The organism is Acinetobacter sp. Marseille-Q1618 (assembly GCF_902809855.1).
Taxonomy (GTDB): domain Bacteria; phylum Pseudomonadota; class Gammaproteobacteria; order Pseudomonadales; family Moraxellaceae; genus Acinetobacter.
In genome coordinates this window covers 742,204-766,127 of sequence record NZ_CADDWJ010000001.1, presented here as the reverse complement: position 1 = coordinate 766,127, position 23,924 = coordinate 742,204, and the positions used below count along the sequence as shown (strand labels likewise).

The following is a 23,924-nucleotide window of genomic DNA, read 5'->3' as shown; positions in this document are numbered from 1 at the left end:
TCAATATCAAAAAAATACCTTTTTATATTTTTTCAACTACTTTATCTCGTTTTGCCCTATGTGGCAGTATTATTCTGGCAACATTTTCTAGTCAAAGCAGTATTGCCAACACACAAAGTCAACTCGCTCGTACCACCTTTGAAACCAGTTTAAACAATGGTTTAAAAGTGATTATTCGAGAAGATCATCGCGCTCCTATTGTAATGACCCAAATTTGGTATGGTGTCGGTAGTAGCGATGAATCAGGGAATTTACTAGGAATGTCGCATGTGCTAGAACACATGATGTTTAAAGGTACGCATAAAGTTCCTAATGATGAATTTACACGTTTAAGTCGTATCTATGGTGGGCGAATTAATGCTGCCACCTACACCAATTACACCAATTATTATCAGCTTTATCCCAAAAAATATTTTCCTTTGGCATTAGAACTCGAAGCAGATCGCATGCAAAATTTAGTGCTACGCCAACAAGATTTTGAGCCTGAAATTAAAGTAGTGATGGAAGAACGTCGTCAACGTACTGATGATAATCCTCGAAATCTCGCTTATGAACGCTTTAAATGGATTGCTTATCCGACGAGCCATCATCGCCAACCTGTCATTGGCTATATGAAAAATCTACAAAATATTCAATTAGATGATTTAAAAAAATGGTACAAAACTTGGTATACCCCAAATAATGCAACTCTGGTGATTGTGGGGGATGTCAATGCTGAACAAGCCCTAAAACAAGTCGAAAAATACTTTGGGAGTATCGCTAAAAAAGCCACACCCGACCGTAATGATGTGCTTGAGTTTGACCGTTTAGGCTATCGTCATATGGAGTTATCATTGCCTGTTCAAGTGCCAAACTTATTTATGGCATGGAATGTTCGCTCATTAGCCACGGCAAAAAATCCACAAGATGCTTATGCTTTAACCATTATCCAATCCTTACTGGATGGTGGAATCTCTGCCCGACTGCAAGACCGTTTAGTCAGAGATAAAAAAATACTGACTGCAATTAGCGTCAGTTATGACCCTTATAATCGTGGTGATAGTCTTTTTGTGATTTCTGCTTTACCTTCTGAAAATGTCACGTTGGTACAAGCACAAGCCGCTATTGAAAAAGAAATGGATTTATTTAAAACAGAATTAGTTAATCAAGCTGAACTAGAACGTGTCAAAAATAATTTCGTTTCTAATCTAGTTTACAGCCAAGACGATATTATTGGGCAAGCCAACATGATTGGAAATTTAGAAGTGAATGGTTTAAGTTTTCGTTTAATGGATGAACTTCCTCAACATTACGACAAAGTCACACCACAAGATTTACAGCGTATTGCCAATATTTATTTTGTTCGAGATAACTTAAGCACTTTGTACTTAAGTCCTGAATCAAATAACAAGAAATAGAAATCAGGAGATATCAGTGCAAAAATTTAAATATGCTTTCGTTATTTCTGCTTTACTATGTTCACCATGGAGTTGGGCTGAACTAGAGCTAGATAATCAAGCAGATGCAGATGCCTTACTCGATGACACACCATTAAAGTCAATCACGACTTTACAAAGTCTCAAAAACCTAAGTCAACAAAAAAGCTATCAAGCGCCTTTTGTCCAAGAGCTATATAACCCACAGAAAGTCAGAACTCTTTTTGTTTCCACACAAGACTTACCTATCGTTGATATTCAACTGACATTTAATGCAGGTTCGGCACAAGATGAAAATATCGCAAAAGGTCTGTATGGGCTGTCGAATATGGCGGCAAGGCTGATGACTGAAGGCACAGAGCAATATACTGCAAAGCAGATAGCCAGTACTTTTGAAGGCTTAGGTGCAAAATTCAGTGTAAATGCCTATCGAGATATGTTCACGGTACGTCTGCGCGTGCTGTCTGATCCCAATAAGCTCAATCCTGCTGTTGATATGATGTTGCACATACTGAAACATGCGACATTTAACAATTCTGGATTGAATCTTGTTTTAAATAATACCAAAGTTGGACAAAAACAAATCCAAGAAAACCCTAACCGCTTAATGGGAATTCGCTTTTATCGTGCAATTTATGGCACCCATCCTTATGCTGAACCAAGTGTAGGAACAAATGCCAGTATTCAAAAAATCACCCCTGAACTGCTTGTACAATTTAGAAATAAATTTTTGGTCGCGCAAAATATGAATATTGCGATCACAGGCAACCTCACCAGTGAACAAGCAACTAATTTAAGTCATGTATTGCTACAAAACTTACCCCAAGGTGAAAAAGCACCTGAGCTGCCAGAACCACTTGAGCAAGCAGATTTTAATATTCAGTTTATCCCCTACCAATCTACCCAAGCTAACATCATAATGGGACATCTCGGCATTAACCGTGAAAATCCTGATCGAGTTGCACTCGAAGTCGCCAATCAAATGTTTGGCGGTAGTGGGTTTAACTCCGTCTTAATGAAAGAGTTAAGAGTCAAGCGTGGCTATACTTATGGTGCTTATAGTAATCTGACCTCAATGCAATCACGTGGACTTTTTAGTCTAAGTTATGCCACACAACAAGAACAAATGATGGAAAGTATTCGAGTGGCTCATCAAGCACTGCGAGATTTTGTACAAAAACCGATTCAACGTAAACAATTAGAAGAAACCAAAGAAGGAATGTTGCGTTCATTCCCAATGTCTTTTAGCAGTAATGCTAATATCAATGCACAATTAGCATCGATTGGTTTTTATCATTTACCTGCAGATTATCTTTCACAATACCAACAACAATTGAGTGCCATCACCGCCAAACAAGTACAAGCTGCTTTACAAAAGCATATTCGTGCTGATCGCCTCACTTTTGTGATTGTTGCCAATACACTTGACCAAGCAGCTTTAAAGAAAATGTTAAATGAAAATTTAGGTATTCACACAACACCCGAAATTAAAACTATGACAGGTGTAAATATTGATACAAAAAATAAATCTGAAAATGAAAAAACTGAGTCAAAAAATTAGAGTAACTGTACAAACTTAATCAAAAATTAGTCCATGCCTATTCATCTTCAATTGCCATTGCTGGATATTCTTTAACATGCTTAGCTTCATAGGCATACGCTCGCATTAACCTCAAATACTCATGCGTTAAAATTTGTGGCTGCGCTTGTAAATGCTGGGCAAATGCTTGTGTATGCGGATAAGTTGCTTGGAGTGACAATTGGCTAACATGTTGATATTTTTCAATACTGATCGGGCGAAACAATGCAAAACTTGCAACCCATAAAATAAAGATCACGATCAGTATGATCCCCATTTTCAAAACAGACTCCAAAGTCATTTTAGACTTAAATTTTAAAAATTGATCTTTTGATATGAGCATGTACTACCTCGAATATATAGGTAGTTTAAGCTCGAAAGCTTTAAAAATATAGTATTTCAGCTAAATGTATATAAATTTGAGGATTATTAAACCTATTAAAGCTGAATAATCCTCTGTGATAAGAGATAAATTTATAAGTAATTCTCAACTAAGCATTCTTTCTTTAGCTTAAAACTGAACGAATAACGGCAAAGTATAAAATCAGTGCAATAATCGCCAAAGCTAAGAACACTGCGAAAATACTGACACCAGCTTCTGCATCTGCTGGATGCAAGTCATCATCGTCTGCCAAACGACGTAACTCGCCATCGTAAACACGATAGAATCCTGCTTTTTGCAAAGGCTCCAAATTTCGTGTATAATCGTAAATACGCTTTCGTTGTGCCAAGCAAAAATCACCCAGATGAATCTCTTGGTGAAAAATTGCATCGTCCAATTGTTTGCGGTGATACTGAGCAAGTGCAACTATTTGAGACTCAGCTGGAGGTACATCAAAATTAAAACCATCGATTGTTTTTGTCATCTTTGTTCTCCTTTTAGTCTTTTCCTCATATAGATTTTAATAAAAATTAGTTTTGATTAATGTTTAATCATGTAATCATAAATCATTCAATCTGTTTGTATAAAAATAGTTGACAAGTTAAGTAAATTGTAATATTAGTTTAATATAGATAGATTAGATTAGTAGCATTAAGTAAAAAGACCTCAAGGGAGGTCTTGAAAAATGATCATAATTACAATAAGGAGTTATATATGATTCATCAAATCTCTCAACATGACTTAGAGCATGTTTATGCAAGTGCGGTAAATACAATTCATTCTGAAATGAATTTTATAGATGCAGTTAAACAGTTAGAAGATGCAGCAAAAGCAGGTCATGGTAAAGCAGCAATGTTCTTAGCAGAACTTTATTATCAAGGTTTCCGTGTAGAACGTGACTCATTAAAAGCGCAATACTGGCAAAAAATGGCCACGATGCAAGCATAATCAAACGTCACTTAGGTGGCGTTTTTTAATGCCACCCTTTTTCTGTTCATATTTATTTACGAATTAACATCAAGCTTTCATCAAAAAAATTGCCGAATCGCTTACAATAGCAGGGAATCAAATTCGATTGCTTAATCATGAAAAAATACATTCATCTTCAACCAATTTCTAAAGAACTTATTATTAAACTTTCCATTTTAAAATCTTTAATGTACTGCGGTGTTTTATGGGGCTTATACCATCAAGGTTGGGCAATGAAAACCGATAAAAATGATGTTTATTTTCCATTTTGGCTTAATTCTTTGCAAGCATATCAATATGCTAGCTTACATTGGCCACAATATACCCCAAAGAGAATTACACCTAAAGACTTTCAAGATGCTCTACTTCCAACCTTAACCCGTTTAAATGTAAAGCCTGCTTTATTTAATTCTTCAGGTCGTAAGTTCAAATTATCTACGACACAAATGCACCATTTTTTCTTTAATAATTCGGTGCAGTTTCAAGCAATTTAAACTTAAATTTTAAGACTTTTATCTAGGCTTAAAGTTATAATTTTACCATTTATCAGAAAATTCAAATATTTCTGATGAAAGATTAAACAAAACATTGTTTTTTCCTGAAATTGTCATACGAAAGTATTTGCATTCTTTTAAAATAGAGCTAAGTTAAAAGAATGCAATAAAAATCGAAAGGAACAATAATTATGACCACCGTTGCTCAAGTCATTCACAATAAAATTGGACAAGAAATCTTTACGGTTTCACCTGAACATACCGTTCTTGAAGCGATCACGATCATGGCAAACAAAGGTATTGGTGCGTTAGTGGTCACTCAGGATGAAAAAGTTGTTGGAATTTTATCTGAGCGTGATTACACACGTAAAATTGCACTGATGCAACGTACTTCTGATCACACCACTGTTGCAGAGATCATGACACTAAAAGTTATTTCTGTTACACGTAACAATACTGTAGAGGAATGCTTGGGGTTAATGACAGATCGTCACTTACGTCATTTACCTGTGATTGAAAATGAAGCATTAATCGGTTTTGTGTCCATCGGTGACCTTGTTAAAGCAGCTATGGAAGATCAACGTCAACTGATCGAACAGTTAAAACAATATATTTCTGGTTAGTATTCTAAATAAATATATTGAGACCAATTAAAGTTTGCATAAAAAACCTAGCCGAAGCTAGGTTTTAACTTATATAAAAATCAGTTCAATCCTAATTTTTCTGCAACAAAATCAGAATCTTTATCGCCACGACCTGAAAGATTTACAACAATTTTTGTATCTTTTGGTAGTTTAGCAGCTTCACGAATTGCCCAAGCGACTGCGTGAGAGCTTTCTAATGCAGGAACAATCCCTTCAACACGTGACAGAGTCATAAAAGCATCTAAACATTCTTGATCTGTTGCTGTTGAATATTCAACACGCCCCAAATCCTTTAAGAAGCTATGTTGTGGTCCCACACCAGGATAATCCAATCCTGAAGCAATCGAATGTACTGGCAAAGGTTCACCATTTTCATCCTCAAGTACATAGCATGCCATACCATGTAGCTGACTTGGCTTGCCTAAAGTTAATGTTGCTGAATGTTGATCCGTGTCCAAACCATGTCCAGCAGGTTCAACACCGACAAGCTTGACATTTTCTTCATTTAAAAATGCAGTAAATGCGCCCATCGCATTTGAGCCACCGCCTACACACGCCACAACATAGTCAGGATTTGTACCAAAACGTTGATTGGTCTGAATTTTAATTTCATCACCAATGATGGATTGGAAGTCACGCACCATTTTAGGAAATGGATGTGGACCTACCACAGAACCAATCGCATAAATAAAGTTTTTCGGGTCTTTTAAATATTCTTCAAAAGCACTATCTACAGCATCTTTTAAAGTTGCAGTACCACGTGTCACAGAGATTAGATTTGCACCCAAAATTTTCATTTTTACAACATTAGGATGTTCTTTTTCGATATCCACTTGCCCCATATGAATTTCACATGGAATCCCAACCAACGCACATGCTGTTGCAAGCGCTACGCCATGTTGCCCTGCACCCGTTTCAGCGATGACTTTGGTTTTACCCATATATTTGGCAAGTAAAGCTTCACCCAAACAATGGTTAATTTTATGCGCACCAGTATGGTTTAAATCTTCACGTTTTAAATAAATTTGTGCGCCACCCAGTTGCTCAGATAAGCGCTTTGCATGAAATAATGGACTTGGACGACCCACATAATGTGCAAATAAATCAGCAAGCTCATTTTGAAATTCCTCAGTGTGACGAATTTCTTCGTATGCCACATTGATTTCATCCATTGCTTGTTTTAGATGTGGTGGAATAAATTGACCGCCATATTCACCAAAAAAACCATTTTCATTGGGTAAGGCAATACCATTAATTTGATGTGTCATCTTATTCCTCTGATCACATAAGTGTTTAAACTAAATCAAAATTATAAATATTTTTCCAGTCTAACGGGATAAGTATTTAGTCAAATCTTCAATCCCTTTTAGCGTCATTGGATACATATGATCTTCAAAAATTTGTTTAATTAAACCGATGGTTTGGGTGTAATGCCAATAATTTTCTTGTTCTGGGTTTAACCACGCTGTTTTTTCAAAATGATTGCGCAGACGGCGTAGCCAAACTTCGCCAGCTTCATCATTCATGTATTCAACTGAGCCACCGACTGATCTTAACTCATAAGGTGCCATACTCGCATCACCGACAACAATGACCCGATAATCTTTACCATAAGTATTTAACAAATCCCACGTATTCATGCGGGTAGATGAACGGCGGAAATTATCTTTCCAAACATAGTCATATAAGCAGTTATGAAAATAAAAGTATTCTAAAGTTTTAAACTCAGTTTTCGCAGCACTAAACAGTTTTTCGCATTGGGCAATGTGTGCATCCATTGAGCCACCAACATCAAACAACATAAGAACTTTGATGCGGTTACGGCGTTCAGGCACCATCTGTACATCTAAAATACCCTGCTTTGCAGTTTCGTAAATCGTACCTTGAATATCCAGTTCTTCAGCAGCACCTTGTCGAGCAAACTTACGCAATCGACGCAATGCCATTTGCATTTGTCGAGTTCCTAATATTTGCTCATCATCTAGGTTTTGATATTTACGTTGCTCCCAGACTTTCACTGCAGAGTTTTTACGACTTGGTCCACCGATACGCACACCTTCAGGATGATCTCCGAATGCACCAAATGGCGATGTTCCCCCTGTACCAATCATGCGATTGCCACCTTGATGTTTTTTATGTTGTTCACGCAAGCGCTCTCCCAACATTTTCATCAATTCTTCCAGCGAACCTGCTTTCATTAACTCGGCACGCTGTTCAGGGGTTAAATGCTTTTCCAGTAACTCTAAATCAAACCAATCTTTGGGTAACTTTTGAACTTTACTCAGTAAATCATCCACATCAAAAGTCTGAATACCCTCAAAATAATCTTTCATGGCACGGTCATATTTATCAAAGAATCGCTCATCTTTGACCATGACTGTTTTTACAAGTTGATAAAAATCTTCTTGGCTTGCAAATACCAAACCTGCTGCAACAGCTTGATTTAAATCAATCAACTCACGTGTTGAAACAGGTATGCCATATTTTCTAAGGGTATAAAACAATCGCACAAACATCTGGCGATCCCCCTATTAACGACGTGACATAAAGGCTAAACGCTCAAGCAATTGCACATCTTGCTCGTTTTTGATCAACGCACCATACAAAGGCGGTATTGCTTTGGACTTATCATGATTACGCAAAATATCTTCAGGCATATCATCAGCCATCAATAAACTTAACCAATCAATCAGTTCCGAAGTTGAAGGTGGTTTTTTCAAACCAGGTACTTGACGAAGTTTAAAGAAAACTTGTAATGCTTCAGAAACCAAAGTCGATGAAATTTTAGGGAAATGCACTGCAATAATTTCACGCATGGTGGCTTCATCAGGGAACTCAATATAATGAAAGAAACAACGACGCAAGAACGCATCAGGAAGTTCTTTTTCATTATTTGAGGTAATAATCACAATTGGGCGTTGTGTTGCAGTAATGGTTTCGCCTGTTTCATAGACAAAAAATGACATTTTGTCGAGTTCATGCAACAAATCATTTGGAAATTCAATATCTGCTTTATCAATTTCATCAATCAATAAAACACAGCGTTCTTCACTGGTAAAAGCTTCCCACAGCTTACCCGGTTTAATGTAGTTTTTAATGTCATAAACACGGTCATCACCCAACTGACTATCACGTAAACGTGATACCGCATCATATTCGTATAAACCTTGTTGGGCTTTGGTAGTTGATTTAATATGCCAAGTGATGAGTTTAAGACCTAAACTTTCAGCAACTTGTTCAGCAAGCAAAGTCTTACCTGTACCCGGCTCACCTTTGACCAAAAGTGGTTTTTGTAGCGCACGTGCAGCCTTTACCGCAAGTTTTAAACTATCAGTCGCGATATACTGCGCTGTACCTGTAAATTGTTGAGCTTCAACAGACATAATTAACCTTTATTTTTTATTTAAAGTGGCGAAATATTTTTAGTCGCAGTTGGTTTTTGCACTGAATTTTTATTTGCTTTGTATTTCGACCAAAAAAAGCCAACAACCAAGCCAATACCGATCACAAAAGTAATCAATGCTGCATTTGACCAAATCAATGGAGAATCTTTGGTTAAAATACCAAATAACAATCCAAAAAATGCTGGTGCAATCGCAGAGTTAGGTCCTTCTGAAATTGTCGGGGTTGCAATGATTGCAAATACAATAATCCATGTAATCCCACCGACTGGCGAAGGTAATCGTTTTGCAATCGAATACCAACACCTTAAAATAATCAGTGTTCCAAGAATATAGACGGTGATCGCAATATTGTCTTCTGGTATAGAATCAAATAGGTTGAGGAAATTTGCCCATATTCCTGATAACTGTTCAAGCACCACGCAGTCCCTCTGGTTCTACCGCATTTGGATTAATTAACCCCTCTGGCGGCATTTGAATAAAGTAGCCTTTGGTTTGTAATGAATCCATCACATGCAAAACATTCACGCGTGCGAGTTTACGAGATTCACTTAATTCCAAATGCATCACATGCGTTGCACGACCAAATGCAACACGCAAAGCTTCAGACAAAACCTCTAATGGATCTGTGTTTTCAGCTTCATTTGAATGATTCGGACGAGCCACATAAAGATACATTTCATCTTTTTTGCTCGACTTATAAATATCACAATGCATTTTATTCAACGGCATAACTAAAACTCAAGCGACAGCATACATGAAAAAAACAATGGATACATTAGCGTTTGTTAACGCATCAGTCGTTATTTTATGCTGTTTGTAAATTCTTTAACCAATCCAATTTTGCATCTTTTATTTAAGAAAATTCTACACTTCCATTTGAGTCGTTAAATATTGTTTATCTTTGGACAATATTTTAAGTAATGGCTGAGTCAATACCTCATAACGCCAACCCAACAAATAACGAGGTAAATCCTGCTCATCACGTTGAAAAACCACATGCTGACATAACGCATTCAGCCACTTTTTACGCATAAGGACTTCTTTTGGAATGTCCATTTCAATGCTTGTATTTAAAATCAAATCATCCATCGCCTGTGAGATTTCTTGCGAAGAATGTTTGATCGGTCGTGCAATACGTAAAGGCCACTCCTCTACATTTGGCAAAAATTTCAATAAATCTAAAATAGTCTTCCCATGTTCACGCACAATGTGAGGACGAATATCTTTTGCTTGTGATAACTGAAAGTTATTCTTTGGATTTTTTTCAACCAGATCATTCATGGTTGAGTTTTTCAAAATAAAACTACGCGGTTGGTTCAGTGCTTTTGCTAATTCCTCGCGCCATAAGCTTAATTGTTGTAATTGCATCAATTGTTTACGTGAATGACGATAATTACCAATATCACTATAAAGTTTGTCTTTCGGTGTTTCTTGTGCGATTTCAAAAGTTAAATGGTTACAATCTTCCACTACACATTGATAAAGACTTTTATCGTTTAATTGTTTTTTTAAATCTGTCGCTAACTGCATGATATATAGAACATCATTGGCAGCATAATTCATTTGTTTACAGCTTAATGGGCGTGCCAACCAATCTGAACGCGTTTGATCTTTATCAATTTCAATATCCAAAACTGTTTTCAAAGCAGACTGATAACTAACTTGTAAACCATGTCCTAAAAAAGACATTGCCACTTGCGTGTCAAAGACATTTTCCAAACAACTTTTTTGTGAATAATGATAAATCAGATCAATATCTTCACTACAAGCATGAAAAACATTTTGCTCTGCTTGGTAAATAGATGCCCAAAATGCAGACAAATCCAGTGTGGTGCCATCGAGTAAAAACACTTGATCACAGACATTGATTTGAAATACACCGAGTTTTGGCCATAAAGTATCGACTTTGATAAACTCAGTATCTAGCCCATAAATTGAACTTTGACGCATTAAGTGAATAACGTGATCAAGTTCGTTTTGCTGATTAATAAATTGAAACATGCCTGTTTGCGTCAAATGTTGCATTTAGATGAACGTTGATTTTACCTTAATATATAAAATATAAATATAATATTTTTAAAGTAATTCACAACAAAAGTTATATTTTTCAGCAATATCAGTACAACAAAACTATTTAACCAATAGTTTTTAAAACTTAATATTCTATAAGTCTATTTATATCCAAATATCACTTAAAAACAATCACCTTAACTCGCTTTATAGGCATCGTGACATAAAAATGCAATTTTTAAATTATAATTCTGACGAACATTTGTAAACATTTATATTAGACTAATAAGCCACTGAAAGCTCAATTTATTATTCTATTTATTTTTCCATATCTCTTTTTAAGATAATGCCCCATCAGATGTTCTAGCAAAAAATAAGCACAGAGCGTGCTTATTTCATTTGCATTCGATTATGAACGGCTTGGCTTAGGGTATGACTATCCACATATTCAAGCTCTCCCCCTTGCGGTACACCTTGAGCTATCCTTGTCATTTGGATACCCAAATGCTTAGTTGCTTCTACCAAATAATGCGCAGTGGCTTGTCCTTCCACAGTAGCATTGGTTGCTAAAATCACTTCTTGAATCTGCCCATTGGACAACCTTTGTACAAGATAAGGAATGCCAATTTCTTCAGGACCTATCCCATCTAAAGGCGATAAATGTCCGCCTAGAACGTGATATTTACCTTTAAAACTACCACTTTGCTCAATTGCCATCACATCTGCAGGTGACTCGACCACACATAAAATCTGATCATTACGTTCTGTAGACTGACAAATATCACAAATTTCATTTTCAGTTAAAGAATGACAAATGCTGCACTCATGAATATAAGAAGTCGCTTCATTCAAAGCATGTGCCAAAGCAATTGCACCTTCTTTATTTTTCATAATCAAATGTAACGCCATGCGTTGCGCTGACTTTGGCCCAACACTTGGCAATATTCTTAAAGCTTGTACTAACTGATCAAAACGGTTGCTAAACACCTACTACGCAATCCTTAGAACATACCTGCAAGACCAGGAGGTAAACCCATGCCTGCATTTGCTTCTTTCATTTTTGCTTCTGATACTGTTTCTGCTTGGCGTGCAGCATCGTTGATCGCAGCAGCAATCAAGTCTTCGATCATGTCTGCATCGTCTTGTAATAATTCTGGACTAATTTCAATGCGTTTTACTACATTGCGACAAGTCATCGTAACTTTCACTAAACCACCACCTGCTTCGGCATGAACTTCAGTTTGAGCTAGCTCTTCTTTTGCCTTTTTGACATTGTTTTCCATTTCTTTTTGCATGCGTTGAGCTTGCTGCATGAGCATATTAATGTTCATAAAATTCTCCGAACATAAAGTGATTCAAATTTTCATTTCTCAAGTCTAAAGTACAATTTAAACTTGAGAATGTTATTGCATTCCAACAGATTCTAAATTAAATCTAAGCCGTGAGAAAGATCACCGATAATATCATCAATGTTTTCTAAACCGACAGATACACGAATAAGACCTTCAACAATACCTGCTGCTTGTTTTGCTTCTGCCGACATTCTGCCATGAGAAGTCGTTGCAGGATGAGTAATCGTTGATTTTACATCGCCCAAGTTACTTGTAATCGACAAGAAACGGGTATGATCAATCACTGTCCACGCCCCTTCACGCCCACCTTTCACAACAAAAGATACCACGCCCCCAAAACCTAATTGTTGTTTTTTCGCCAACTCATGCCCTGCATGGTTTGGTAAACCTGCATAATAAACTTTTTCAACTTTTGGATGTGCATCTAACCACTCTGCAAGTTTTTGAGCACCTTCACAATGTGCTTTCATGCGTAAGCTAAGAGTTTCTAAACCTTTCAAGAACACCCATGCATTGAATGGGCTCATTGAATTACCTAAGGTACGAATGACACTATTAATTTCTTCAACCAATGTATCTTTACCGACCACTGCACCACCTAATGCACGACCTTGACCATCAATATATTTGGTTGATGAATATACGATCAAGTCAGCACCAAATTTTATTGGTTGCTGTAAAACAGGCGTACAGAAAGTATTATCTACAGCAAACAGTGCACCATGCGCATGCGCAATATCCGCAATGGCTTGCATGTCGCCGACTTGAGCCAATGGGTTTGAAGGCGTTTCAATGAAAAGTAAACGCGTGTTTGGACGTATAGCATTTTTCCAAGCATCTAAATCTTCTAAATCTACAAAAGTAACATCAACTGCAAATTTAACTACATATTTTTCAAATAAAGAAATAATTGAACCAAACACAGCACGTGAACAAATGACATGATCGCCCGCTTTAAGATATGCCATACATACTGCATGTACCGCTGCCATACCTGAACTGGTTGCCACTGCGCGTTCTGCGCCATCTAAAACTGCTAAACGTTTTTCAAAAGCCTGTACCGTTGGATTGGTATAACGCGAATAGGTATTGCCTTCAATTTGCCCTGAAAATTTAGCAGCAGCATCTGCCGCATTTTCACAAACGAAAGATGAAGTTAAGAAAATCGGCTCACTATGCTCACCCTCAAAACTACGTGTATGACCTGTGCGAATTGCTAATGTATCAAGTTGGTATTCTATGTCGTCTTGATGGCTCATGTTAAATTCAGTTATCCACTGCCTTTGTAAAGTATTGCTAACATTTTGAGCGCCTAATGTATTTAAGGTCAAGGTATAATCTAAAATTATCGCTTAGACTTCGATCAAACTTTTATGATTTTTGGACAAAAAAGCCTCATGGAACAATTAAAGAGTATTTCCCAAGTTCATTCGAGCAAAATTAAAAACCTGTCTAGACGTATTTTCAATGGTAAATCATTAGTTTTATCACAAAGTACCCCCTATGAAGTGATTGCTCAATACAATCATGCCAAAATTCGTTTTTATGCGGCAGCTGAACGAAAATACCAAGAACCGCTGGTTTTTGTTGCGCCACTTGCGATTAATATGTCGATTTATGACTTATATCCTTACCGCTCTTTGATTAAGTATTTTACTGAACAAGGTTTTGATGTTTATTTATTGGATTGGGGCAAATTAAGCTATAAACATCGTTATCTCAATTTTTTAAACTTTATTGATGAAGCAATTCCCTATTGTATAAATAGAATTCGTGAACATTCTAAAAGTGAACAAATTTCTTTGCATGGTTGGAGCATGGCAGGCATTTTTGTACTGCTTTATACAGCACTTAGACAGCCCAATTATGTCAAAAACCTGATTGTTTTAGGCAGTCCGATTGACAGCTATTCATCAGGGGGTATTGGTAAGTTGTATAAACATCTTAATATGCTGTTGTCTAAAAATCGTAAAATCCAAAAAACCATCTACCACGGCATCATTCCTAAAAAGGTACTTCACACGCCTGGTATTTTAAATGCAATTGGTTTTAAAATTTTAGACCCAAAAGGTTGGTATGAAGGACATAAGCAGCTTCTATTAAATCTAGACAATGAACAGCTTTTACATGAACATGCAACTTTGGGGAATTTTTTAAATCATATGATTGATTATCCGGGTGGCGTAAACCAAGACATGTTGTTTAATATTTGGCTGCAAAATCCACTAAAAAAAGGCACAATTCGATTACGAGATAAAATTATTGAATTAAAAAATATTGATTGTTCTTTATTGGTTGGTGCAGGAATGAATGATCAAATGGTCACAGCAGCTTCGGTTAAGCCTTTGAGCCAATTGACAAATAGTAGTGATGTCACGTTTACTCTTATTCCTGGTGGGCATTTGGGACTGATGTCGAGTTTAAAAAGTGCTGAAGAATTTTGGCCGATGCTTGCCCAATGGTTAGATGAACGTTCAACAAAATTTAAGGACTAAATAATGATCCAATCAGTTGCATTTATTGGCTTAGGCGCAATGGGCTATCGTATGGCTGCACACTTACCTAAACATTTTAATGAAGTCTATGTATGGAATAGAAATCAGGACAAAGCCAAACAACATGCAGCTGAATATGGTACACACGCTGTTGATTTGCAAAAAGCCACTCAGGCTGATGTGATTTTTTCTTGCTTACCCACCAGTCTAGAAGTTGATGAAATTTTGTCACAAGCACAGCTTAAACAAGGCAGTATTTGGGTAGACTGTACCAGTGGTGTGCCCGAATCAGCCAAAAATCAAGCGAAATACTTAGCTGAGCAAGGTGTTCATTTTTTAGATGCACCTGTTAGTGGACAAACTATTGGCGCAGAAAATGCAACGCTGACCTTTATGGTGGGTGGAGATCAAAACGCTTTTGAACAAGCCCTGCCTGCAATGCAAGCGATGGGTAAACTGATTAAACTTGTGGGTGGCTCTGGTGCGGGTTTTGCCGTCAAAGCCATTAACAATATGATGATGGCTGTCCATCTTTGTGCAGCAGCAGAAGGATTTACTACCCTTAAAGCACATGGTGTGAATTTAAATGAAGCCTTAGCATGTATTAATGCTTCGAGTGGTAAAAGTGGTGTTACCGAAACTGCTTTACCACAACGTATTTTCAGCCGTGAATTTCCTTTAACGTTTGCCCTACCGCTTTTGGCTAAAGATACAGGCATTGCCATAGACTTAATCCGAGAAGCAAAATTATCAGCGCCTGTTATAGGTTTAACCCAAAGCTTAATTCAAGCTGCCAATGCTTTAGCAGAACCGAATAGTGATTTTTCTACCGCAGTAAAACTCTATGAATCTTGGAGTAAAATTACCTTAGAATAATTTTTATAGGGAAATAAATAGAGCTGTCATTGCTTAATGATTACAGCTCTATGCATTTTATGATGAATAACTTTATAATAAAACTTATTGATATTTTACATACAAATTTTATTTTTCCCTGAAGACTTTGCCAAATAGAGCTGCTGATCAGCTACTTTAAATAAACTATCAAAATCAAAAACTTGATCATCACTATATGCTATCCCAAAACTTGCAGTGACGATAAACTCTTGTTTCTTATCTAAGCAGACTGGGGTTTGGTTTAAAGCTTTTAATATTCTTGTCGCGATATGATAACAATCTTCTTTGTTGGTATTTTTAAGTAATAATAAAAATTCCTCTCCTCCATAACGAATAACACTATCCGAAACTCTAGAGTTATCTTTTAAAATCTGAGCAACATGTTTTAAAACTAAGTCACCATTAAAATGTCCATATTGATCATTTATATGTTTAAAATTATCCACATCAATTACGATTAAACCATAATCTTGAGGTAAGCCATTAATTATCATTTCATTTTTTATTTTATCTAAAGCTCTTCTATTTAAAACATCAGTTAAACTATCTGTTAAGTACAACCTTTCAATATGCTTAGTTTTCTTATTCCAACTTTCTAAAAGTATGCTTAAAGCAGCAATAATTAAAGCAGAATAAAACACCATATAAATACTAGAATGAACTAAATAAAAATTTTGAATATCAATTGAAAACGTAACATATGGTTGTAATGCAGGAGCATAGTTTATTTTACCTATAACAGTTAAATAAATTAGACCAATAAATAACGTTGTGGTATTAAAAAGGCTAACATAAAAAACTCTTTTGGGATAAGTATCATACAAATCAAACAACTACCAATAAAAATTAAACCATTGGTAATATTAATAATCCTATTGCAAAAGCTGCTACCATCAATGAAATTGCGTTATAATTCACACCAATATGTGCATATAATAAGCTAAACTTATTAATTTTTTTTAATAAAAAACCAAGCAAACATAGCAATGAACCTATCATAATATAAGCAAACAACACTTTATTTGCTAATAATAAAAAAGACACATTTGCTACTGGGTGCTGCATTAATTTAAAAGACATATAAAGCAACCCTATATCCATAAATACAGAGGTTACTAAAATTAATTGTATTTTCGAAAACAAGTTCCAATCAACAATTTTTAGAAATTGTTTTAGAATATTCAAGTTACATTTCCTATGAGAAATTATGCATTTAAATATAAATATTTTGTAAATAAAAGATAATAAAATTATCTAAATTAAATATTACCATCTAAAAAACAAATTTATAAATATTTTTTATTCACTCATTTACTTATTCTTCTTATTCAACTTAATATTAATTTTTATTTAGTAGAAATTTATATTTACCAACAACTTGCTCTAAAATTAACTTTTACATTTTATATTAAAAATTGTTATTTGCCCTGCTAAAAACAAGGCAAATAACAAATATTTAAACTAAACACTCAACATACTATTTAAAGTTTCTGTGACATTTTTAGACTTTACTTGAGGTTTTAATGCTTCGAGTTCAGCTTTTACTTGACTGCGTTGTGGCTCAGCCAAAGTATACCAACGAGATAATGCTTGTAATAAGCGAGAACCAATAATTGGATTTTTCTCATCTAAATACTGCGCAAGATGGATAAAGTGCTGAACCCCAAAACTCCAAGTATTGACAGGATTAGCATTTAAACCACCACTCACAGAGCGAATACGGTTTGGAACACCCAAATCATAATCTTCATGTGAAGTTAAATATTGAATCGTTTCGGCTGTCGCTTTTGGATGTGCTGCTTGAATCATAAACCATTGGTCTAAAGACAAAGCTTCATCTTTAAAACGAGTATAAAAATCTTGTACAACTTCTTGAGCTTGTGGTGCATCATTCCAAACTAAAACTTTTAAAGCACCTAAACGCTCAGACATATTGCCTGTGTTTTGGTATTGCTCATAGGCTAAATCAAAAACTTCAACATCTCCCTGACGTGCCATAAAATTCAGCATGATATTTTTCAACGCACGGACACCCATTGCTTGAGAAAACTCTTTTTGTGCGACAGGATCAAGGCTCAAATAAGTATCTTTGACAAAATCACCTAAACCTCGTGCCAAAGTATTTAATAATGCTTCACGTGCTTCATTGATGATTATAGGATTGTAGTCTGTATCAATACGACTACCCAAATAACCTTCTGACGGTACATCAAACAAACGTGAAGCCAACAATGGATCTTTGGCAATCACGAACGGTAAAGTTTTTTGAATCGCATCAAGATAAATTTGTGCATCATGACCATTCAGTAAAATACGCTCAAGTAAAGTTTGAGCAGCTTGCCATTGGTTAAAACCATTGGTTTCATATTGCAATAAAAATGCAAGCTCTTCATCTGAATAATCAAACTCAAGATTTACAGGTGCAGAGAAACTACGCAATAACGATACTACAGGCTGAGTTTTTACCCCAGTAAACTGAATAGTTGCTTCATTTTGATCAAATAAATACACACCATCTTTGACGCCATTTTCAAACAAGGCTTCCGAATTAAGTTGCAATTGCTCCCCTGTTTTTGCATCAAAAAGTGCTAATGCTACAGGAATCGGCACTGCTTTTAAATTTGGATATTTAGCATTGCTTTTTAAACTTTGTTTAAAATTCAAGGTGTAGGTTTGTGCTGTAGCATCATAAGTTGCTTGTACTTCTAACTTTGGTGTTCCTGGTTGGTTGTACCACGTTAAAAATGCTGACAAATCAACACCTGAACCCGCAGTTAATGCTGCAATCCAATCCTCAACCGTGACCGCTTGACCATCATGACGTTTAAAGTATTCATCTGTACCTTGGCGGAATTTCTCTTTACCGAGCAGAGTCGCCATCATACGGTTAATTTCCGCACCTTTTTCATATACAGTTGCGGTATAGAAGTTATTAATTTCGACAAAATGGTCAGGACGTGGTGGATGTGATAATGGCCCTGAATCCTCTGGGAATTGATGTGCTTTTAGTACTGCAACATCATCGATACGTTGTACCGCAGCAGATTGTAAATCTTCTGAGAATGATTGATCACGGAAAACCGTTAACCCTTCTTTTAAGCACAATTGGAACCAATCACGGCAAGTAATACGATTACCTGTCCAGTTATGGAAATATTCATGCGCAATCACTGATTGAACACGCATAATTGCCGCATCAGTCGTATATTCTTCGTCTGCTAAAACGCATGAAGTGTTGAAAATATTTAAGCCTTTATTTTCCATTGCTCCCATATTAAAAGCACTGGTTGCTACAATCATATAATTATCAAGATCATAAGGACGACCATAATGCTCTTCATCCCAACGCATTGAATGTTTTAAAGCTTCCATTGCAATGTGGCATTTAGGAATGTCTTTTTCTTCTGCATAAATTTCCAAAGCAACATCACGCCCTTCAGAAGTGGTATAGCGGTCTTTAAGCACCGCCAAATCACCAATCACACAGGCAAATAAATAACTCGGTTTTTTAGTTGGGTCTTGCCAAATCGTATAATGACGACCTTCGCCCGCTTCCCCTGCTTCGATCAAATTACCATTTGCAAGGAGTACAGGGAATTTTTTATCTGCTTCAACACGTGTAGTAAAGACTGAAAGTACATCGGGGCGATCTGGATAAAAGGTAATCTTACGGAAACCTTCAGGCTCATTTTGAGTCACAAATAAATCACCTGCTGCTTGATACAAACCTTCAAGCTGAGTATTTGATTCAGGATGAATCACCACTGACGTTTCAAGTATCACTTGGTCAGGTGCATTTTGAATAACTAATTGTTCTGCATCTAATTGGTATTCATTTTCAGTTAACTGTTTACCGTTTAAAGAAATGCTTTTTAATTCTAAGTCACGCCCTAGAAGAACCAAATCACCTGCAGTCTGACGTTGCATGACGAGTTTGGCATTAACATTGGTATGGTCATCATAGACTTGAATATCTAAATCAATCGAATCAACAAGATAAGAAGGTTTTTGATAGTCTTTTAAATAAACAGTTTGATCTGCTTCAATTACTGGGTTTGCGGCGATATTCATATGATGTCCTAATCCTATTGTCTGATTTAGACTTATAATCTGTGAGGTGATTTGATCATAGGTCAAATTTCACAATTTGTCTGTGTAAAGCTTTGTTTTTGTATATGGGTCTTTGTACATTTATTTTCAATCGTGGTGTTATGAAAAATATGCAAAAGCTTATTTTTATAGCGTCTTAGTTAAACAAATGATTTTTATATTTGATGAATTTTTAAATTGATGTTTTTTTGAAAGATTGGATTGAGAATGTATTTAAAACTTATTCAATTATTAAATAAAATTATGCTTAGGCTATTTTTAAGCATCATTTTTTTATCACGTTGCATAAACAGATTGAATATATAGAAATATTTTAGATTAAATAAGAAAGCTAAAAAATTAAAAATAATTAAAATGAAAAACGCCCAATTTTAAATTAGGCGTTTCCTTTTAAAACATATTTTACTTGAATCGATTACGCATCTAATTCAGCAAGTACTTCATCCGTAAATTCAACGTTGGTATATACGTTTTGTACGTCATCCAAGTCTTCAAACATATCGATCATTTTCAAGATTTGTTTAGCTTGATCAATATCTGTGATTTCTGCTTTAGTCGATGGATTCATGACCACTTCGGCATTATCAGACTTCAAACCTGCTGCTGCGAGCGCATCTTGGACTTCACCAAATGATTCTGGTGTCGTAATCACTAAGATTTCATCTTCAGCTACTTCGATGTCTTCAGCACCTGCTTCTAAAGCAACTTCCATGATCTTATCTTCTAAAGACACATCTTCAAAAGTAATCTCACCACGCTTGGTAAACATGTAAGCCACAGAGCCTGCAGTTCCTAAGTTACCACCAGTTTTAGAGAAACAATGGCGAACCTCTGGAACGGTACGGTTCAAGTTATCAGTCATGGTTTCAATAATAACTGCAACACCACCAACACCATAACCTTCGTAAGTGACTTCTTTTAAATCTTCATTATCTTCGCCACCAGCACCACGTTGAATAGCACGGTTAATCGTGTCACGTGTCATATTTGCAACCAATGCTTTTTCTACTACAGCACGTAAACGAGGGTTACTTGCAACGTCTGGACCGCCAAGTCGAGCTGCTGTTACAATTTCACGGATAAATTTAGTGAAAACTTTAGCGCGGCTCGCATCTTGTTTTGCTTTACGATGCTTGGTGTTTGCCCACTTGGAATGACCCGCCATGCGAAATATGCTCCTTGTAGAATGGCCTTATGCCATATCAAATTGAAAGTGATTCTACCATAAGCACTTTTTTTTGAGAAAGTGTCTTTTTTTGAGAAAATATACAAATAACTAACTTTTTTGAGTTTCTGGAATAACAATATCCAAATCTGCATGCTTTTTATAAAGCTCTTTGATCAATGCCAAATCATGCTCTAATTCAGTTGGATAAATTTTACCAAAAATCCCGCCCTGCTTATTTTTATTATTGATGTACATCAACACAATCGGAACATTCGCTGCTTTGGCAATATGCCAAAACCCAGTACGAATAGGTTTACGTGCTTCACCATTTTTAGCACGTGTTGCTTCAGGTGCAATCACAAGATTAAATTCATCATTGTCTTGGAAATGCTCAACCATTTGAGAAACGATGTCTTTATTGGATTTACGATCTACAGCAATTCCCCCCAATGCCTCAAGCACAGGTTTAAATGGCCCTTTAAACAGTTCTTTTTTAATTAGAGTATGAATTTTAAGATTATAAATTTGGAAAATCGCCAATGAAAGGACTGCATCCATCATTGAAGTATGTTCAAAACCAATAATTACTTGTTTTTTTTCTAAGACATCAGGCTCAACATGATATTTTACTCCAGCAAGTTTGAAGGCAAGTTCACCTAATTTTTTCATTTAAATCTAACCCATGACTGATATGGAAATGCGAATTTTGAAAGTATTTCATTAAAATTACAATGATATATTATTTGTGTTTTACATTTCCTTTGTAGTGATGTGCAAGCCACTTATATTTAAAGTAATTTATTTTTTACGATCATCTGATAGTTTTTTGGGGTCATTTTCATCCAGCGCTTAAACGCTCGGGTAAATTGAGATGTTTCAGAATATCCTAATTGTATAGCTACCTGCTCTATCGAGTTTTTTTCATTATTTAATAATAGCTTTGCATGTTTTTTTCGGACTTCATCTTGAAGTTTTAAAAATGTAGTCCCTTCTGCAGAAAGTTGACGTTGTAAAGTCCGCTCAGAAATATTGAGCTTTTCCGCCACTTCATTCAGTTTAAAAAAACCCTGTACTTCATCAAATAACAACTCCTTGACCAATAAACTGGTTTGATTTTTCTCCCCCAATTTAATCGAGAGCTGGTTAATATCACGTTTACATTGTTCACGTGCTAAACGTGCAATCATTGGGTCTGCCATGACTAGACCAAATTCTAAGTGTTGCTTGGGAAAAACTAAACGATTAACAGATTGATTAAATACAAACTTGGTCGGAAGTTCAGACTGAATCCGTTCAAAATATTCAGGTTGCGCAAAGTCAAACTCTATCCAACCTGATAAATCTTGCCCTGTTAAAGCTTTAGACATTTGCACAAAACCCAGCATCATAAAAATTAACCCTGTTTGATTCAAACGATACTCAGGCAAAGGCTGATCTAAGTACAAATACGCGATGTCACCTTCAATGTCTAAACGTGGTTTCAGTGCTGCACAGCGCATTCCAATAAACTGCTCCATCACAGATAAGGCCTCACCCAAATTTTTTGAAACCATTGCAGCCATCCCCACACTGCCATGACAAGACACGGTCATTTGTAAACCCAAATAAATTCCAAGTGCAGGTTCATGGGTCAGTCGTTCAGCATTTTCAAGTAAGCGATTAAACTCAATAAAATCCACATACCAAAAAGTTTGTTGTAACTGTTCGGCTTGGATTTTGGTCGACTTTAAGAGTTGTTCGATGGAAATGTCCCAACGTTGCACCACGTCAATGAGTAAATGCACATAAGTGCCAGGTAATGCAGGCTGTATCTGATTCATCTTATTTTTCTGTCATCTTGGCGTAAAATGGTAAAAACTGTCAGCTTATGAACTATGCCATAGTTTCATGTTCAAGCATAGTGTCGCCGAAAACTAAAATTTTATTTTAATACCACAGACTATTTCGGAAGATAAACATGAAAGTTCTAGTAACAGGTGGCGCAGGTTTTATTGGCTCACATATTGTAAAAACCTTGCTTGATGCACAGCATGAGGTACATGTACTGCATTTACCTCATGAAAAATTAGACAATTTAAAAGGTCTAGAGGTTGAGCTGATTGCTGGAGACATTACTGATGCTGCAAAAATGGACGAGGCAGTTAAGGGTTGTGATTGGGTATTTCATACCGCAGCAATTTATGCACTTTGGTTAGCAAAACCTGAACTGATGCGCAAAGTGAATGTTGAAGGCACACGTACCGTTTTAAATGCTGCCAAAAAAGCAGGTGTTAAACGTGTGGTCTACACCAGTACAGGTGCGTGTTTTGCAGGTCAACCGAAAGGCATTCAAGGCACTGAAAATAGCCCATTCGCTTTGGGCGTGACAGGTGATGCCTATGTATTGACTAAGTTTGAAGCGCATCAGGTCGCATTGCAATTTGCCGCAGGTGGTTTAGATGTTGTGATTGTCTGCCCAACAGGTCCTGTAGGTCCTTGTGATATTGCACCAACGCCAACAGGAAAGTTAATTTTAACAGTAGCAGCGATGCCTGCACTTGCCGTTCCTGCTGCAATCAACAATATGGTCGATGTCCGTGATGTAGCCAAAGGACATTTACTTGCTGCTGAAAAAGGGCGTACAGGCGAAACTTATATCTTAGGTAATCGTGATTTATCTGGCATTGAAATGGCGAAAATGGTGCATCGTTTACTTGGCGTTTGGCGTCCTGTTATGCCGATTCCATCATTGATTGAAGGTGTGTCTTCACAAATGGCAGGTCATTTAGCGCTGTGGGTTACGGAGCATATTACTCATAAAGCCCCCCTTGTCACGCCATCCGCAGCCAAAATTGGTCAAATGGGGACGTCATTCAACTGTAGTAAAGCCATTTCAGAACTTGGTTTGCCACAAACACCGATTGAAATCGCCATTCGGGATTCACTGCAATGGTTTGCGCAAAATGGCTATATCCACAATAAATCATTAATCAAAAAAATTGAAAATATTTCAATTTAAAAGGTTA

The 23,924-nt window shown here is 36.3% G+C and carries 25 protein-coding genes; 8 read left to right on the top strand and 17 right to left on the bottom strand.

Annotated elements, in window-relative coordinates:
* Positions 1 to 68 precede the first annotated feature (68 nt).
* Positions 69 to 1,397 (top strand): pitrilysin family protein, encoded by a 1,329-nt coding sequence (locus HUS24_RS03515; protein WP_254433826.1) that lies wholly within the window; start codon positions 69 to 71, stop codon positions 1,395 to 1,397.
* A gap of 16 nt (positions 1,398 to 1,413) precedes the next feature.
* Entirely contained in the window at positions 1,414 to 2,976 is a 1,563-nt protein-coding gene (locus HUS24_RS03510; RefSeq protein WP_254433796.1) for a pitrilysin family protein, read from the top strand.
* A 37-nt stretch (positions 2,977 to 3,013) separates the two neighbouring features.
* On the opposite strand, the gene HUS24_RS03505 is transcribed toward HUS24_RS03510, so the two are convergent.
* Both HUS24_RS03505 and HUS24_RS03500 read right to left on the bottom strand, forming a co-directional pair.
* Complete coding sequence (locus HUS24_RS03505) at positions 3,014 to 3,337, bottom strand: hypothetical protein (protein ID WP_173910654.1); 324 nt, start codon at positions 3,335 to 3,337, stop codon at positions 3,014 to 3,016.
* A gap of 163 nt (positions 3,338 to 3,500) precedes the next feature.
* Positions 3,501 to 3,860 (bottom strand): hypothetical protein, encoded by a 360-nt coding sequence (locus tag HUS24_RS03500; RefSeq protein ID WP_173910653.1) that lies wholly within the window; start codon positions 3,858 to 3,860, stop codon positions 3,501 to 3,503.
* Between the two features lie 230 nt (positions 3,861 to 4,090).
* Here HUS24_RS03500 and HUS24_RS03495 point away from each other — a divergent pair, with 230 nt between their 5' ends.
* From HUS24_RS03495 to HUS24_RS03485, 3 genes are all read left to right on the top strand, one after another.
* Positions 4,091 to 4,324: a hypothetical protein gene (locus HUS24_RS03495; protein WP_107007724.1), complete on the top strand. Its 234-nt coding sequence runs from the start codon at positions 4,091 to 4,093 to the stop codon at positions 4,322 to 4,324.
* A gap of 137 nt (positions 4,325 to 4,461) precedes the next feature.
* Entirely contained in the window at positions 4,462 to 4,839 is a 378-nt protein-coding gene (locus HUS24_RS03490; RefSeq protein WP_173910652.1) for a DUF2750 domain-containing protein, read from the top strand.
* Positions 4,840 to 5,030: 191 nt separating this feature from the next.
* Complete coding sequence (locus tag HUS24_RS03485) at positions 5,031 to 5,462, top strand: CBS domain-containing protein (protein WP_173910651.1); 432 nt, start codon at positions 5,031 to 5,033, stop codon at positions 5,460 to 5,462.
* 80 nt (positions 5,463 to 5,542) lie between these two features.
* Here the strand turns inward: HUS24_RS03485 and trpB are convergent, their stop codons facing one another.
* The 9 genes from trpB to HUS24_RS03440 all read right to left on the bottom strand — a co-directional run bounded on the left by trpB (position 5,543) and on the right by HUS24_RS03440 (position 13,508).
* Positions 5,543 to 6,751 carry a tryptophan synthase subunit beta gene (trpB, locus tag HUS24_RS03480; protein ID WP_173910650.1) on the bottom strand — a complete coding sequence of 403 codons (1,209 nt, stop codon included), beginning with the start codon at positions 6,749 to 6,751 and terminating at the stop codon, positions 5,543 to 5,545.
* Positions 6,752 to 6,811: 60 nt separating this feature from the next.
* Positions 6,812 to 7,999 (bottom strand): VWA domain-containing protein, encoded by a 1,188-nt coding sequence (locus tag HUS24_RS03475; RefSeq protein WP_173910649.1) that lies wholly within the window; start codon positions 7,997 to 7,999, stop codon positions 6,812 to 6,814.
* Positions 8,000 to 8,014: 15 nt separating this feature from the next.
* Positions 8,015 to 8,866: a MoxR family ATPase gene (locus HUS24_RS03470; RefSeq protein WP_065992307.1), complete on the bottom strand. Its 852-nt coding sequence runs from the start codon at positions 8,864 to 8,866 to the stop codon at positions 8,015 to 8,017.
* Between the two features lie 20 nt (positions 8,867 to 8,886).
* Complete coding sequence (locus tag HUS24_RS03465) at positions 8,887 to 9,303, bottom strand: hypothetical protein (protein ID WP_173910648.1); 417 nt, start codon at positions 9,301 to 9,303, stop codon at positions 8,887 to 8,889.
* Positions 9,296 to 9,601, bottom strand: a complete 306-nt coding sequence (locus tag HUS24_RS03460; protein WP_173911389.1) for a YcgL domain-containing protein — start codon at positions 9,599 to 9,601, stop codon at positions 9,296 to 9,298. The genes HUS24_RS03465 and HUS24_RS03460 overlap by 8 nt, the downstream gene beginning before the upstream one ends.
* A gap of 150 nt (positions 9,602 to 9,751) precedes the next feature.
* Positions 9,752 to 10,888, bottom strand: coding sequence for an HRDC domain-containing protein (locus HUS24_RS03455; RefSeq protein WP_173911388.1), 1,137 nt, complete (start codon positions 10,886 to 10,888; stop codon positions 9,752 to 9,754).
* 399 nt (positions 10,889 to 11,287) lie between these two features.
* Positions 11,288 to 11,884, bottom strand: a complete 597-nt coding sequence (recR, locus tag HUS24_RS03450; RefSeq protein ID WP_173910647.1) for a recombination mediator RecR — start codon at positions 11,882 to 11,884, stop codon at positions 11,288 to 11,290.
* A 14-nt stretch (positions 11,885 to 11,898) separates the two neighbouring features.
* Positions 11,899 to 12,228, bottom strand: coding sequence for a YbaB/EbfC family nucleoid-associated protein (locus tag HUS24_RS03445; RefSeq protein WP_065992301.1), 330 nt, complete (start codon positions 12,226 to 12,228; stop codon positions 11,899 to 11,901).
* A gap of 92 nt (positions 12,229 to 12,320) precedes the next feature.
* Entirely contained in the window at positions 12,321 to 13,508 is a 1,188-nt protein-coding gene (locus tag HUS24_RS03440) for an O-succinylhomoserine sulfhydrylase (RefSeq protein WP_173910646.1), read from the bottom strand.
* A 138-nt stretch (positions 13,509 to 13,646) separates the two neighbouring features.
* Between HUS24_RS03440 and HUS24_RS03435 the strand changes: the two genes are divergently transcribed.
* The gene (locus tag HUS24_RS03435; protein ID WP_173910645.1) at positions 13,647 to 14,744 is read left to right on the top strand and encodes an alpha/beta fold hydrolase; all 1,098 of its coding nucleotides are present in this window, start codon (positions 13,647 to 13,649) and stop codon (positions 14,742 to 14,744) included.
* 3 nt (positions 14,745 to 14,747) lie between these two features.
* The gene (locus HUS24_RS03430) at positions 14,748 to 15,620 is read left to right on the top strand and encodes an NAD(P)-dependent oxidoreductase (protein ID WP_173910644.1); all 873 of its coding nucleotides are present in this window, start codon (positions 14,748 to 14,750) and stop codon (positions 15,618 to 15,620) included.
* A gap of 95 nt (positions 15,621 to 15,715) precedes the next feature.
* On the opposite strand, the gene HUS24_RS03425 is transcribed toward HUS24_RS03430, so the two are convergent.
* The 6 genes from HUS24_RS03425 to HUS24_RS03400 form a co-directional block, all read right to left on the bottom strand.
* Positions 15,716 to 16,465: a GGDEF domain-containing protein gene (locus HUS24_RS03425; protein ID WP_173910643.1), complete on the bottom strand. Its 750-nt coding sequence runs from the start codon at positions 16,463 to 16,465 to the stop codon at positions 15,716 to 15,718.
* A 22-nt stretch (positions 16,466 to 16,487) separates the two neighbouring features.
* Positions 16,488 to 16,826, bottom strand: coding sequence for a hypothetical protein (locus HUS24_RS03420; RefSeq protein WP_173910642.1), 339 nt, complete (start codon positions 16,824 to 16,826; stop codon positions 16,488 to 16,490).
* 276 nt (positions 16,827 to 17,102) lie between these two features.
* Positions 17,103 to 19,712 (bottom strand): aminopeptidase N, encoded by a 2,610-nt coding sequence (gene pepN / locus HUS24_RS03415; RefSeq protein WP_173910641.1) that lies wholly within the window; start codon positions 19,710 to 19,712, stop codon positions 17,103 to 17,105.
* Between the two features lie 454 nt (positions 19,713 to 20,166).
* Positions 20,167 to 20,916, bottom strand: a complete 750-nt coding sequence (locus HUS24_RS03410) for a YebC/PmpR family DNA-binding transcriptional regulator (RefSeq protein ID WP_173910640.1) — start codon at positions 20,914 to 20,916, stop codon at positions 20,167 to 20,169.
* A 111-nt stretch (positions 20,917 to 21,027) separates the two neighbouring features.
* Positions 21,028 to 21,588 (bottom strand): 1-acyl-sn-glycerol-3-phosphate acyltransferase, encoded by a 561-nt coding sequence (locus tag HUS24_RS03405; protein ID WP_173910639.1) that lies wholly within the window; start codon positions 21,586 to 21,588, stop codon positions 21,028 to 21,030.
* A gap of 119 nt (positions 21,589 to 21,707) precedes the next feature.
* On the bottom strand, positions 21,708 to 22,730 hold the full coding sequence (locus HUS24_RS03400) for an AraC family transcriptional regulator (protein WP_173911387.1): 1,023 nt from the start codon (positions 22,728 to 22,730) through the stop codon (positions 21,708 to 21,710).
* Between the two features lie 146 nt (positions 22,731 to 22,876).
* Between HUS24_RS03400 and HUS24_RS03395 the strand changes: the two genes are divergently transcribed.
* Entirely contained in the window at positions 22,877 to 23,917 is a 1,041-nt protein-coding gene (locus HUS24_RS03395) for an NAD-dependent epimerase/dehydratase family protein (protein WP_173910638.1), read from the top strand.
* Positions 23,918 to 23,924: the final 7 nt, after the last annotated feature.